We start from the raw sequence: 13,463 nt of genomic DNA on the forward strand, positions 1-13,463 counted from the left end.
CCGCCCCCGCGACGCGGCCTCAGCCCAGGGCCACCGAGGCCCTGTGCACGGCGCCCTGGGTGCCGGGGGTGACCCGCAACTTCAGGGCGGTGCCCGTGGAGAGGACCTCGACGGAGGGGTCGTGGGCGGTCACCGAGGTGACCGGGCGGTTCCAGGTGACGTCGACGAGGTCGCCCGTGCGGAGGGGGCCGGAGACCGAGACGGTGGCGGTGCCGCCGCTCTCGCGGACCAGCACGGCGGCGGGCTGCGAGGCGGTCAGCGGACCCACGGTGCCGGCCAGCCAGAAGTTGACCGCGGTGAGGCCGAGCGAGGCGACCCGGGCGCCCTGCTGTGCGTCGGTGTTGGCCAGGACGGTGAGCCAGGAGGCGTCCGCGGCGCGGGCCGCGGTCTGCTGGGCCGTGGCGCCGGGCATGAGGAGATAGGCGTAGGTCGCCCAGGTCGGGTCCGTACCGTGGTCGAACCACAGTGTCAGGTAGCGGCGGGTGACCGGATCCGTGACGGCCGACCGGTTGATGTCGGACCACGCGCCCGTACGGGCTTCGCGCAGCGCCTTGACGGTCGCGCCCCCGGGGAAGACGTATCCCGCGTGGCCGGCCAGGTGCGCCCAGCGGGCCCCGGTCAGGGTGGCGCTCCAGCCCGGTGCGGTGGACTGGGCGGTGCCGTCGACGGTGAAGGCGTGCGTGCCGGTCGCGCCCAGGTTGCGGTTCTCGACGACGGACTCGACGCCCGTGCCGTCCCGGCCGTGGATGCCGGCGCCCAGGCAGACCACCGCGTCGTCCAGGAACAGCCAGGACTTCTTCGCGAGCAGGGTCGAGGAGAGCCCCTTGAGGTACTGGCCGACGATCCCGTAGGTGCCGTCGCCGGCCCCGCCGACCCAGCGCACGTCCGGGCGTGCCGCGCCCCAGGCGCCGCCCTCGCCGTCCGCGAGCGGCTTGCGGGACGCGGTGGTGCCCGGCAGCCGGTAGGGGTCGACGGTGGGCCAGAAGTCGTCGGTGTACTGCCCGTTGGCGAACGTGCCGCCCCACCAGTAGAGCATTCCGGAGCCGCTGTGCCAGGCCCGGAGGTTCTCGCCGTTGCCGTTCTCGTAGTAGGTGATCCGGTTCGAGGCCATGGCCACGGCGGCCGTCCAGCCCGGCCGGCGGTGCACCGCCCGGTCCATCGAGGGGAACAGCCGGTGTCCGGTCGGCTCGGCGGAGCCGGTGGGGACGCTGTCGTCGACGGTCTTGAGCCGGGCCAGCTGGGCGACGCCGAGAGCGGGACTGGACAGCACGGGGCGGTAGTAGTCGCGGGTGATCCAGCCCTTGATCATCTGGTCCCAGCGGTTCTTCTCCGCCGGGGACGCGCTCACGCCGAGGAGCGCGACGCAGGCGATGATCCCGTGGCCACGCAGATGGTCGTCCTGGTGGGTGGCGGCGGGGTCGGTCTTCTGTATCCCGCGGCTGATGGCGCGCCCGGACACCAGGTCCATGGCGAGGCCGTTGAGGACGAACGGTGCGTAGGCCTTCTCCACGGAGTCCAGGACGACCTGTCGGCCGGGGTCGGTGACCTCCCAGGGAGTGCCCTTGAGCAGGGCGAACAGCAGCGACAGCCCGCCGAGCATGACAGAGCCGTACGACCCCGCGTAGGGGACGTACAGGTGCTGGACGAAGCTGCCGTCCTGGTAGAGGCCGTCGCCCGTCGAGACGTACGGGAAGACGGGGGAGAGGGCGTCACGCGCGAGCGACAGCTTGGCGGCGTTCCCGCCCACGGCTCCCCGCAGGGCGAGGACGCGGCACAGGTCGACCCGGTTGGCGCCGGTGGAGGTGCCGCTGTAGGCGGCGACAGCGCTGTCGGGCACGAAGTGGTCGATCGCGGCGCAGTGGTCGGCGACGCGGCCGGCCCCGAGGTGCTCGTACAGCATCACGTCGATGTCGAGCAGGGCCTGCGGAGCGCCGATCTGCCAGCTGTACCAGTTGCCGTACCGGGTCTGGCCCTGGTGGTACGCCTGGTCGTGCAGGTGGTCCAGGCCGGCGAGGATCTCGTCGCGCAGCGCGCTGTTCCCGGTCAGTCCGGTGCCGGGCTGGCTGTACGCCTCGGCCAGGGTCCGCAGCCGGTTGAAGCTGCTGTTGAGGTTGCCGGAGTACGTGTACGACTCGGCGTCCGTGTCCGGTTCCGGGTCGGCATAGGGCAGATCGGGCCAGAGGGAGCCGGAGGCCGGGGACATGGTGGAGCGCAGGTTCGCGGCGGAGGTTCCCAGGGCGGCGAGCCTGCTCGCGAACGGTTCGGCCGTCGGGGAGAAACCGGTGCCGAGGATCAGGTCGCGCCACACCCCGCGCAGGGCGCCGTAGGCGTCGGCGGCCTCGCCGGCGCCCGCGGTGTCCGCCGCGGACGCGGTGCCCGCCGCGGCGACGGAGGCGGGGGCCAGGGCCGCGGCGGCGATCGCGGCGCGCAGGATTCCGCGTCGGGACGGGCGGCCCGGGTCCGACGGAGACGGTTCCGGATGCATGTGGCCACCTCTCAGGGCGAGTCTCGGGGAGGGGGGATGACGCGCGGGCGGTGGAGGGCCGTCCCAGGGCAGGCAGGGGACTACGGGACAGCAAGCGCTTTCTCCCATGGCCGGAAATGCTCCGTCAAGAGGCGTGCGCGCCCCCGTCGGGCCGCCCGTCCGGTCCCACCTCCCCTTCGTGCCCGGGGAAGAGGGCAGAGCACGCCGCGCCGTCGTCCGGTCGTCCGCCGGGGCACCCCTGCTTAGGCTGGAAAGGCCGGGGACGTCCGGAGGCGAGGTGGGTGAGCGCGTGGCGGGGTCACTCGGCCAGGGAGCGGCCACAGCGGTGGGCACCTTCCGTTACGTGGGACGCCGACGTGAGCTGGACCTGCTCATGGCGGCCGTCCGGCACCCTCCTGCGGTCGTGCTGATCGAGGGCGAGGCCGGGATCGGGAAGTCGCGGCTGGTCGGCGAGGCCGCCGCGATGCTGCGCGCGGAGGGCCTGCCGGTCCTCACCGGCTTCTGCCAGCCGTTGCGCGAGCCCTTCCCGTACGGTCCGGTGTCCGACGCGCTGACCAAGGCCGGCCCCTGGCTGCCGGACGGCGGGCTGGCCGATGCCGTCGGCGCACTGGCCCGGCTGCTTCCGGGCCTGGCGGACCGGCTTCCGCCGCCGCCCGCCGAGACGGGAGGGGAGCAGGCGGAACGGCTGCGGCTGCTCCACGGCGTGCGCGCACTCCTCGGCGCCCTCGGGCCGACCGCGCTGATCATCGAGGACATGCACTGGGTGGACGAGGCCACCCGGGATCTGCTCCTGCTGCTCGCCCGCGACCTGCCGGACCAGCTCAGCCTCGTCCTCACCTACCGCGCCGAGGACCTGCCCCCGGACGCGTCGGTGCTCGGCGCCGCGTACCGCCACCCGTCGGGCGCGAGCGGCGCGGTCATCAGGCTCGGCCCGCTCACGGAGGAGGAGGTCCGGGAGCTGGCCTCCGCCGCGCTGGGCCCGGTCGCCACCCCCGCGCTGGCGGCCGCGCTGTACGAACGGAGCGAGGGCCTGCCGCTGGTCGCCGAGGAGGATCTGCTCACGCTCGCCGAGCAGGGCGGCACGATCGACCAGCGGGAGGCGGTCCGGCGCCTCCAGGACACCGACGTGCCGAAGGGGCTGCGCGAGGCGGTCACCGAGCGGTTGGGAGCCCTGTCCGCGGCGGGCGCGGCGATCGTCGCCGCCGCGGCCGTGCTCGCCGTCCCCTCGGACGAGGCGCTGCTCGCCGCCGTCGCCGGCCTGGACGCCGAGACCGGCACCGAGGGGCTGGTCGAGGCGCTGCGCAGCTCGCTGCTCCACGAGACGGAGGACCATCGGTACGCCTTCCGGCACGTCCTCGCCCAGCAGGTCGCGTACCGGCACGTCCCGGCGCCGCGACGCGCCCGGCTGCACCGGTCGGCCGTGGCGGCGCTCCAGAAGCTGACGCCCGTCCCGCTCGTGCAGATCGCCCATCACACCCTGGCGCTCGGCGACCGCGCCGCGTGGCTGCGCCGGGCCGAGGAGGCCGCCGAGCAGGCCGCCGCCGTCGGCGACCAGGGCACGGCCGCCGCACTGCTCCACCGGATCCTGGACGAGCCCGGCCTCGACACCGACCGGCGCTCCCGGGCCGCCACCGCGCTCGCGCGGATCGCCTACAACGGCGTCGACTTCACCACCGCCGCGCAGCTGCTGCGCCGTCTGGTGGGAGACCCGCACCTGCCCGGAGCGGTCCGCGGCGAGATCCGCCTGGGGCTCGGTCTGCTGCTGCTGAACGAGGCCACCTCCCCGTCCTGGGTGCGCGAACTCGAAGTCGCGGTCGAGGAGCTGTCCGAGCGTCCCGTCACGGCCGGCCGGGGGATGCTCGCCCTCGCACTCGACGAACGGGCCGGGCCCGCGTGGTCGGCACGCTGGATGGAGCGGGCCCGGCAGGTGCTCGACGGCAGCGGGGACGAGGACTTCCAGGCCGCCTTCGACGCGACGCGCCTGACCCTGCTCAGCTGGCGCGGGGAGCGCGCCCTCTGGGACCTCCTCGACCGGCTGCCGCGGGAGGCGGACTCCCCGGCCAGGCTCTGGCAGACCGCCCGGGCGCTCCACAACGTCGCCGAGGCGGCCATCGCGAGCGGACACGACGCCCGCGCCGCCGCGCTCGTCGCGGAGAGCCGGGAGCAGGGCCGCCGGGCCGGCGCGGTGATCGTGGAGTGCTACGGGCGCGTCCTCGAATTGTGCCTGGACACGCTCGCCGGGCGCTGGGACGGTCTCGAGGCCCGCTTCGACGCCCTGATCGCCGCCTATCCGGGCATCAGCGTGCCCCATGCCGAGCGCGTGCTCTCCCTCGGCACCATGGCGTTCGCGCGAGGGCAGCGGGGCCTCGCCCTGGAGCATTTCGAGCGGGCGATGAAGTACGGGGTGCGGCAGATCGCGGTGAGCACCGAGCTGCGCGCCACCGCGGGCCTCATGTCCGTCCGGCTTGCCCAGGGAGCGGAGCAGGAGGCCTGGGCCGCCGCCGAACCCGCTCTGGCCGTGCTGCGCGGCGCCCAGTCCTGGACCAAGGCGACCGGGCTGGTCCCGGTGGCCGTCGAGGCGGCACTCGCCTGCGGCGACCGCCCCTCGGCCCGGAAACTCGTCGAGGAGGTGCGGCGGGGAGTCGAAGGCCTGGACGCACCGGCGGCGGAGGCGGAGGTCCATGTGGCCCGCGGACTCCTCGGCCTCGACGGCGACCCCGCTCGCGCGGGGGAGGAGTTCGGCGCCGCCCGGCGCGGGTGGCTGGACATCGGGCGCCCGTACGAGGCGGCGCGCGCCGCCGAACGCCAGGGCCACGCGCTGGCCACGGCCCGCGCGCCCGACGAGGCCGCGGCGCGGCTGGCGGAGGCCGTCGAGGGCTACTCCGCACTCGGGGCACAGGCCGACGTGTCCCGCTGCCGGCACCTGATGCGGGACCTCGGCCTCACCGGGCCCGGCACCCCCGGCCGCCGGGGCTACGGGGACCGCCTGTCGCCCCGCGAACGGCAGGTGGCGGAACTCCTGGCGGCCGGCGCGACCAACCAGGTCATCGCGGACACCCTGTACCTGTCGCCCCGGACCGTCGAGAACCACGTGGCCAGCGTGCTGCGCAAGCTGCGCACCACGCGCAAGGCCGTGGCGGACGCGCTCGGCGATCCCGGACCGGAGAAGTGAGCTCCGGCAGGGCCTGGCCCGGGCTTGGAGGGTGACCCCGGCCCCTGCTCGGCGGGCGTCCCCGGCCCCGGGCTCGGCGGGCGTCCCCGGCCCCGGGCTCGGCGGGCGTCCCCGGCGCCGGCTCGGAGGGCATCCCCTTTACGGTTCCCGGCGTCGCGTGCGTACCCCTAAAGACGCCGACCCGGATTGTTTCCCTCGGGCCTGGGACGGACCGTGGAGAGCGGGGGAACCGTCCGCAGTCCCGGGAGACCCGATGCCCGCCGTCCCGCACCTCCGTCCGGCCGTCCTCGCCGAGGTCCGGCCCCGCGTCCAGTCGCAGCAGCGGCCGGACCTGTCGTGCGCCCCGTGGCGGACCGCGGGATGCCTGACCGCCGCGACCGCCGCTTCGGTGCCGGTCCTGCGACGGTTCGCCTGGGGTGTGGCCGGCTGCTGGGGCCTGCCGGCCGGAACGGGCGACGCCCTGGGACTCGTGGTGAGCGAGCTCGTCGGCAACGCCGTGCGGCACAGCGGCGGCCAGGACGTCGCGTTGTTGCTCTCCGCCGACCTCTCGACCCTCGCCGTCGAGGTCAGGGACAACGGGCGGTGGCGGTCGCGGGCCGGCCGGCCCCGCCACGAGGACGAGTTCGTCTGCGGCGGACGCGGCCTGGAGATCGTCGAGGCGTACGCGCTGCGCTGCACCGTTCACGCACGGCCCACCGGTACCCATGTCATCGCGGAGCTGTCGCTGCGGGACTGACCCACCGCGCCCGGTCACACGGGCACCAGCGTGGCGGACCGGTGGGGGACGGCCGTCTTCCTCCGGTCGGCCCGGGGGCCCGCTTCCTCCGGTCGGTCCGGGGGGCCCGCCGGATCAGGCGCTCGCCCGACGCGCGCCGCCCGGCGCCCGGCCCTCCGGTCCGTCGAGAGCGGCGACGGTGTCCCGCAGCCAGGCGAGTTCGGCCTGTGAGGTCGCCCTGGCGACGAGCAGGACGCCGCTGCGGAACGGGTCGGTGATCTCCTCGGCGCGCAGCGGTCGGGCGCCCTCGTAGAAGAAGCTGGCCGGCTCGCTGAGGAAGGCCAGCCGGCGACGCAGCACCGCCGCCTGAGCGGCGGGGTCGTCGAGATGACGCAGGAACGCGAGCACGGTGAACCAGCGGTTCTCGTCGCTGATGTCCAGTTCCTCGGGTGCACGGAGCCACGCGAACAGGGCCGCGCGCCCGGCGGGCGTGAGGTGCAGGGTGTGCCGGGGGGCGGCGACGGTGCCGGGCTCCCGCTCCCTCGTGAGGAGGCCCTCGGCCTCCAGCCGCTTGATCGCCGGGTAGAGCGTGCCGTCGCTGATCGGACGGATGTGACCGGTGAGGGCGACCAGGTGGCGGCGCAACTCGTAGCCGTGCAGCGGCTGGTCGTACAGGAACCCGAGGATCGCGAGCTTGAGCATGGGGCCATGCTCCCAGATCTCCGCTCGCCCTATATCGCTTCCGAGATACCTCGATGCCGAGGTATGGTCGGAGCATCCCGCAGCGAGAACGAGGAGTCCGTCATGCGCCATGCCCCCGTGACCCCCAACGGCGACCTGATCCGCTGGATCGAGATGCCCGGCGAGGGACCGGCCCGGCTCTATCTCCACGGCCTCGGGGCCAGCTCGCCGGTGTACTGGTCCGCCGCCGCCGCGCACCCCCTGCTCACCGGCCGCCGGTCGCTGCTGCTCGACCTGCTCGGCTTCGGCATCAGCGACCGTCCGACGGACTTCTCCTACACGCTCGAGGATCACGCCGACGCCGTCGCGGCGGCGCTGACGGCCGCCGGGGTGACGGGCGCCGAGGTCGTCGGGCACAGCATGGGCGGCACGGTGGCGATCCACCTCGCCGCCCGCCACCCGCGGCTCGTCTCGCGACTCGTCCTGGTCGACGCCAACCTGGACCCCGCGCCGCCGGTTCCCGCGCAGGGCAGCAGCGCGATCCACACCGTCAGCGAGGAGGAGTTCCTCACCCACGGCTGGCAGCGCACCCGGGAGCGGGTGGGCCCGGCCTGGTGGTCGACCATGCGCCTGGCGGGGCGTGAGGCCCTGTATCGCAGTGCGGTGCACCTGGCGCGCGGCGGCGCCACCACCCCGCGGGAACTGCTGCTGGAACTGTCCGTACCGCGCACGTACCTCCACCCGGCGACGGACGCGCCGGCCGGCCGTGCGCGGCTCGTGGCGGCGGGCGTGGCCGTCAGGGCGATCCCGGACTGCGGTCACAACATCATGCTCGACAACCCCGAGGCCTTCGCACGAGCGACCGCCGACGCCCTGACCGCGGTTGCGGCGTGACCACGGCAGCCGGACCCGGCACCTGCCGGTGAACGGCCGTACGGCGCAACGCGCGCCAAGGGCCGGACCGTGCGCACTCGCACATACGTGTGCCCCTACGCTGATGCCCGTCAGGCAGCGGATGCCGACGGTTCGACGAAGAGGATGTGACACGTGACGGGGGCGAACGGCGCCGATCTGGTCGGCCAGGTTCTGGGCGGGCGATACCGCGTGACCGCGACGATCGGACGCGGTGGCATGGGCGTGGTCGCCCGGGCGGTGGACCAGCTGCTGAACCGCGAGGTCGCCGTCAAGGTGCTCCGGGCCTACACCGACGCCTCCCCGGCCGAACTCGCCGATCTGCGGGACCGGATGCGGCGGGAGGCGCAGGCCGCCGCCCGCATCCGGCACAGCGGTGTGGTCACCGTCCACGACGTGGTCGAGGAGCAGGGACTGCCGGTCATCGTCATGGAGCTCGTCGACGGGCCCTCCCTCGACGACGTGCTGGCGGAGCGCGGCACGCTGGAGCCGCGCGAAGTCGCGGCCATCGGGGCGCAGTTGATGGACGCGCTCGACGCGGCCCACCGGGCCGGGGTGCTCCACCGGGACGTCAAGCCAGGCAACGTCCTGCTCGAACGCGGGGGTTCCTCGTCCGCCGAAGGCCACGGGGGAGGGCGGGTCGTCCTCACCGACTTCGGGATCGCCAGCATGGAGACCTCCGGCGACGAGGCCGTGGCCAGGCTGACCCAGAGCGGTCAGATCGTCGGCTCCCTCGACTATCTGCCGCCGGAGCGCGCGCAAGGCCAGGTGCCGGGCGCCGCGTCGGACATCTGGGCGCTCGGCATGACGCTGTACGCGGCCGTGGAGGGCGCTTCGCCCTTCCGCCGCACGTCGGTGTGGTCCACGCTGGCCGCGATCGTCAACGAACCGCTGCCGGAGCCCCGGCGCGCCGGGCCGCTCACCCCGGTGCTGCGGGCGCTGATGGCCAAGGACCCGTCGCAACGGCCCGCCGCCGCGCAGGCGCGCGAGATGCTGGAGGCGGTGGCCAAGGGAGGGAGCGCGGACGTCGCGGCGGCACCGGCCCCCTGGCCCGCCACCCCGCCGGCCTTCGGCCCCCCTGCCACGCCGTTCGCCCCGCACGCCGCCGCCCCCTCCGCGCCGGCCGGCGCCCACGCCGCCTTTCCGCCGCCGGGAGCAGCGCAGCCGGGCATGACGTCTGGCGTGGCACCCGGAATGGCGCCTGGCATGTCTCCTGGCGTGGCAGCCGGAATGGCTCCTGGCGTGGCACATGCCATGGCGCCCGGCATGTCTCCTGGCGTGGCGCCTGCCATGGGAACGGCGCCCGGCGTGGCACCCGGTACACCCGCCGGTTCTCCCAGCCGTTCCGAGACCCTCGCCACGACGGTCCGCGCGCGGCGCCGGCGCACCCGTACCGTCGTCGCCGTGGCGGCCGCCACGGTCCTCCTCGGCGGCGGAGTCGCCTACGCCCTGATGGACACGCCGGGCGACGCGGGCGGCGACGGCCCGGACACGGCGCTTCCCACGGCGAGCACCTCCGCCGACGGCGGACTGTCCGACCCGGGCGGCCCGACCGACGGCCCGACCTCCCCGGGGGACCTGACCTCCCTCAGCCCCGGCGAGACGTCCGGCGCCCCCTCGAAGGACGACGAGGAGACGAGCCCCACGCCGACGTCCACCGCAGGAGGCGACAAGCCGGCCGCGCAGCCGTCCGACTCCCCGAAGGCCACGCCCAGTTCCACGGTGAAGGAGCCCACCCCGGTGTCGACGGCATGCACCGGCTGGGCCCACTCGAACCGCAGCGACGGCACCGGCCACGCGTCCCAGAACACCCACCTCTACACCGGGCCGTACGCGGAGTGCTCCTACGTGACCGTGATCAAGACCGGCACGAAGGTCTCCTACGAGTGCTACGTCACCAATGCCCACGCCAACAGGTGGATCTACGCCCGCATCGCCGGCACGGACACCGAAGGCTGGCTGTTCGGCGACAAGTCCACCGTGGACAGCGGCACCCTCGCCCGCTGCTGACGCCGATCCGCACGGCGCGGGAGGAGGGCCCGCCGAGCAGGAGAGGTCACGCGCGACAGTCCGCTCAGGTTCCGGAACGTGAACGAACATCAGGGAATCGCCACAGCAGCATCACACAGGCTGCGCACAGTCTTTCGAAAGCTCCGTTAGCGTTGCAGACCGCTCGAATCCGTTTGCGAACGTGACCGGGCCGCGGGCCCGTCGGGCCGGCGGCGTGTCGACCCCGAAAGACGGAGATGGACTACTGCTCGTCGTGCCGCCGGCATCTCAACGGCGCCCTGGTGTGCCCCGGATGCGGCGCATACGCCCCGGACATCGCCCCGACCACCGCCGGCGGTCGCATCGTCCCCGCCTCGGCGGCCACCACGAGGCCGGACCAGACCGCCCCGCCGGAGACCACGGAGGCAGCCACCTGGCACGACGGGCGGCCGCGCGACGAGTTCGCCGTGGGCGCCGTCCTGGAAGGGGCCTCCGGGAGCGACGCGGCAGCGGAGTTCGCGGGCGCGGCGATGGTGACCGAGGGGCGGGCGGCACGGCGCCGGCAGCGTGCTCGCTGGCGGAAGAACCAGCGCCGGGCGGTGGTCGCGACCGCCGTCGCGCTCGTGGGCGGTGGGCTGACCGTGAGCGCGATGGACCGGCAGGGCGGCGACCGGGCCCAGGCGGCCACGGCGCCGCAGGACCCGGGCGCGGGTACGGCCGGGGACCAGGACACCCCTCCTCCTTCGATACGGCCCGACGCCCAGCGTTCGTCGGCCGCACCGTCCACGTCTCGGGACGACGCGCCCGCGCCCGACCGGTCGCGCCGGCAGGACCCGGCCACGTCCCTCCGTACGACGACACCGCCGAGGACCGAGGCGTACGCCGCCCCCCGGCAGGGCTCGGAGGGGGCGGCCGGGAAGCCGCGAAGCACCTCGCCGGACGCAACCGCTCCGGCCCCCGCCCGCCCGAGCACGCCGGACACGACGGGCACGCCGGACACGCGAACGCCGGTCCCCGCCGACGCGGACGGAACCGGCGCCACCGGTCAGGAGCCGACGACCCGGCCGGACACGACGCCGGCCTCGACCTCCCCGTCGGAGATCTGCCTGCTCGTGCTGTGCCTGCCCGTCTCCTCACCCTGACGCGCCGCGCCGTCCCGAACGGGGCCGGTCGGTCGGGGCGCTCCAGGTGCCCCGGGGCCGCGGCGCCCGACCACGGCGGCCGGCCGGTCCCGTGCGTCCGCCCTGGCCGGGACCGGCCCCGCCCCGTCACGTAGAGTGGTGCCCGGGCCGTGACTGGCGCTTGAGGTGGATCACCACCGGGGAGCGGCCCGGCGGACGCGCGTACCCCGCGCGGCCGTGTCGCAGCCGTGCGCCTGGGCGAACCACCGTTGCTCGACGACGCCCAGGAGTGGCCCATGTCCACCAGCACCGCACGCCTCATGGACGGCACCGCGCTCGCCCGCCGCACGGTCGAGGAGACCGCCGCGCGCGCCGCCGAGATCACCCGCCGCACCGGCGTCACCCCCTGCCTCGCGACCGTCCTCGTCGGTGCCGACCCGGCCTCCGTCACGTACGTCAAGATGAAGCAGAACCGCTGTGCGAAGGCCGGAATCCGCTCCCGGCACGTCGAGCTGCCCGCCGAGACGACCACCGGGGAACTCGTCGCGGCCATCACCGCCCTCTCCGAGGACCCCGAGGTCCACGGCATCCTGCTGCAGCACCCGGTCGGCCCGCACATCGACGAGCGCGCCGCCTTCGAGGCCATCGCCCCGGAGAAGGACGTCGACGGCGTCACCATGGCCTCCTTCGCCGCCATGGGCTTCGGCCTCCCCGGCTTCGAGTCCTGCACTCCCGGCGGCATCATGCGGCTGCTCGACGCGTACGACGTCGAGCTCAGCGGCAAGCGGGCCGTGGTCGTCGGCCGCAGCGCCATCCTCGGCAAGCCGGCCGGCCTGCTGCTCCTGGGCCGCGACGCCACCGTCACCTACTGCCACTCCCGCACCACCGACCTCTCCGCCGCGATCCGCGAGGCCGACATCCTGGTCGCCGCCGTCGGCAAGCCCCGGTTCATCAAGGGTGAGGACATCAAGCCCGGCGCCGTCGTCATCGACGCCGGCTACAACCCCGGCAACGTCGGTGACGTCGACTTCGAGAGCGTCGCCGAGCGCGCCTCGCTCATCACCCCGGTCCCCGGCGGCGTCGGCCCGATGACCATCGCCGTGCTGCTCGAGCAGACCGTCCGGGCGGCCGAGCGCCGGCTGGGTCTGTAGGCAGCCGTGCGCCGGGCTCCGGATCTCGTACCAGCCGCGGGATTGTCACGGTTCTGTACGAGCGGAGCCCAACTCACCGGTATCGCTCGCCACATGGGCGCAGGCGGGTGACCCTGAATCCCATGCTCCGCCCGCCGACGGTATCCCCGTCCCGCGATGCCCGGCCACCGAGACGGCCGGGCGTCGTCGTCCTGCCGGTCGCCGCACTCGCCGCGATCCTCGCCCTGTCCGTCGCCGTCACCGCACGCGGCGGTGACGGTACGGGCGACACCGACGCGCGCGCCACGCCGTCCGTCCCGGCCGTCACCGGATCCGACACGCCGGACGGCTCCGCTGACGGGGCGCCGGGTGACGGGGCCTCGGGCACCCGGGGGCTGCAGCCCTCCGCCCAGGGCGAGAACGCCTCACCACTGCCCACGGACGCCGCCCGCCGCACCACGCGACCCCGCACGGACCGGGGCCGCACGGACGCGCCCTCCGCCGGCTCGTCCACCGCCGGCACCGCCCGGCCGGGCACCACGCGCCCCCAGCCCCGGCCGACGGCGACCCGCCGCGCCCCGGCGACGTACGCCCGCACCCCGTACGACGAGCTGCGCGTCGGCGACTGCTTCGACATCGCCCGCGACGCGCCCGGCACCGTCGTCCGACGCCGCTGCGACACGCCGCACGACGCCGAGCTCGTCGCCCGGCTCCGCCTCGCCGGCGACTTCGCCGACGACGGGGCCGTACGGGACGCGGCGGCCGCCCTGTGCCGGGGGCCGCTGCGTGCGAAGGCCGCGGAACAGCCGCTGGGCACCCGCTGGACGACCTTCGTCCAGTACCCGTACCGCACCAGCTACCTGCTCGGCACGGACACGGTCGCGTGCAGCCTGGCCGTCCCGTCCAACACGACCAGGAAGCTGACCGCGCCGTTGCAGTGACCCCGCGCCGTACACGCCGCGGCCCGCCGCGCCCACGACACCCCGCGCTTCCGCGGCCGCCTGCTCTCCTACGTCGCCGCCGACCGCGCCCGCGGATGAGACGCTACTGCACCTCGTGGCCAGGGCGGCCGACCGGCCGGTCACCCTGGGCGCGACCCACCTGTGGCTGACGGACTCACTGGCCCACTCCGTACGACAAGAGCGCGACGACCGGTGAGGCGCCGCCCCCTCCCGGCCCCGGCCGGAGCGGTCCCACCGGCCCGGCCCGCGAGCGACCGCACAGGGCCGGCGGCGACATGCCGCGAAAAGCGACCCGT

At 75.1% G+C, this 13,463-nt stretch carries 9 protein-coding genes and 1 riboswitch; of the genes, 7 read left to right on the forward strand and 2 right to left on the reverse strand.

Features of this window, described 5'->3' with window-relative positions:
* Window positions 1-19 precede the first annotated feature (19 nt).
* Window positions 20-2,485 carry a polysaccharide lyase 8 family protein gene (locus tag ACIGXE_RS07130; RefSeq protein WP_399744350.1) on the reverse strand — a complete coding sequence of 822 codons (2,466 nt, stop codon included), beginning with the start codon at window positions 2,483-2,485 and terminating at the stop codon, window positions 20-22.
* Between the two features lie 343 nt (window positions 2,486-2,828).
* Here ACIGXE_RS07130 and ACIGXE_RS07135 point away from each other — a divergent pair, with 343 nt between their 5' ends.
* Window positions 2,829-5,657 (forward strand): ATP-binding protein, encoded by a 2,829-nt coding sequence (locus ACIGXE_RS07135; RefSeq protein WP_399744352.1) that lies wholly within the window; start codon window positions 2,829-2,831, stop codon window positions 5,655-5,657.
* A 253-nt stretch (window positions 5,658-5,910) separates the two neighbouring features.
* Complete coding sequence (locus tag ACIGXE_RS07140; RefSeq protein WP_399744354.1) at window positions 5,911-6,393, forward strand: ATP-binding protein; 483 nt, start codon at window positions 5,911-5,913, stop codon at window positions 6,391-6,393.
* Between the two features lie 114 nt (window positions 6,394-6,507).
* Here ACIGXE_RS07140 and ACIGXE_RS07145 read toward each other — a convergent pair whose 3' ends face one another.
* Complete coding sequence (locus tag ACIGXE_RS07145) at window positions 6,508-7,074, reverse strand: PadR family transcriptional regulator (RefSeq protein ID WP_399744356.1); 567 nt, start codon at window positions 7,072-7,074, stop codon at window positions 6,508-6,510.
* 102 nt (window positions 7,075-7,176) lie between these two features.
* Between ACIGXE_RS07145 and ACIGXE_RS07150 the strand changes: the two genes are divergently transcribed.
* The 5 genes from ACIGXE_RS07150 to ACIGXE_RS07170 all read left to right on the forward strand — a co-directional run bounded on the left by ACIGXE_RS07150 (window position 7,177) and on the right by ACIGXE_RS07170 (window position 13,146).
* A complete protein-coding gene (locus ACIGXE_RS07150; protein WP_399744358.1) occupies window positions 7,177-7,947 on the forward strand; it encodes an alpha/beta fold hydrolase in 771 nt (256 codons plus the stop codon).
* A gap of 153 nt (window positions 7,948-8,100) precedes the next feature.
* Window positions 8,101-9,975, forward strand: a complete 1,875-nt coding sequence (locus tag ACIGXE_RS07155; protein ID WP_399744359.1) for a protein kinase — start codon at window positions 8,101-8,103, stop codon at window positions 9,973-9,975.
* A 236-nt stretch (window positions 9,976-10,211) separates the two neighbouring features.
* Window positions 10,212-11,096: a hypothetical protein gene (locus tag ACIGXE_RS07160; protein ID WP_399744360.1), complete on the forward strand. Its 885-nt coding sequence runs from the start codon at window positions 10,212-10,214 to the stop codon at window positions 11,094-11,096.
* 139 nt (window positions 11,097-11,235) lie between these two features.
* A riboswitch (ZMP/ZTP riboswitch) is annotated at window positions 11,236-11,342 on the forward strand.
* A 29-nt stretch (window positions 11,343-11,371) separates the two neighbouring features.
* Complete coding sequence (locus tag ACIGXE_RS07165; protein WP_399744361.1) at window positions 11,372-12,226, forward strand: bifunctional 5,10-methylenetetrahydrofolate dehydrogenase/5,10-methenyltetrahydrofolate cyclohydrolase; 855 nt, start codon at window positions 11,372-11,374, stop codon at window positions 12,224-12,226.
* 122 nt (window positions 12,227-12,348) lie between these two features.
* On the forward strand, window positions 12,349-13,146 hold the full coding sequence (locus ACIGXE_RS07170; RefSeq protein ID WP_399744363.1) for a hypothetical protein: 798 nt from the start codon (window positions 12,349-12,351) through the stop codon (window positions 13,144-13,146).
* The last annotated feature ends 317 nt before the right edge of the window (window positions 13,147-13,463 follow it).

The organism is Streptomyces sp. NPDC053431, from assembly GCF_044544925.1.
Lineage (GTDB): Bacteria > Actinomycetota > Actinomycetes > Streptomycetales > Streptomycetaceae > Streptomyces.

Coding starts and splice junctions, on each gene's coding strand:
- ACIGXE_RS07165 (WP_399744361.1), top strand. CDS start 11,372: ATGTCCACCAGCACCGCACGCCTCATGGACGGCACCGCGCTCGCCCGC.
- ACIGXE_RS07140 (WP_399744354.1), top strand. CDS start 5,911: ATGCCCGCCGTCCCGCACCTCCGTCCGGCCGTCCTCGCCGAGGTCCGG.
- ACIGXE_RS07150 (WP_399744358.1), top strand. CDS start 7,177: ATGCGCCATGCCCCCGTGACCCCCAACGGCGACCTGATCCGCTGGATC.
- ACIGXE_RS07160 (WP_399744360.1), top strand. CDS start 10,212: ATGGACTACTGCTCGTCGTGCCGCCGGCATCTCAACGGCGCCCTGGTG.
- ACIGXE_RS07130 (WP_399744350.1), bottom strand. CDS start 2,485: ATGCATCCGGAACCGTCTCCGTCGGACCCGGGCCGCCCGTCCCGACGC.
- ACIGXE_RS07145 (WP_399744356.1), bottom strand. CDS start 7,074: ATGCTCAAGCTCGCGATCCTCGGGTTCCTGTACGACCAGCCGCTGCAC.
- ACIGXE_RS07170 (WP_399744363.1), top strand. CDS start 12,349: ATGCTCCGCCCGCCGACGGTATCCCCGTCCCGCGATGCCCGGCCACCG.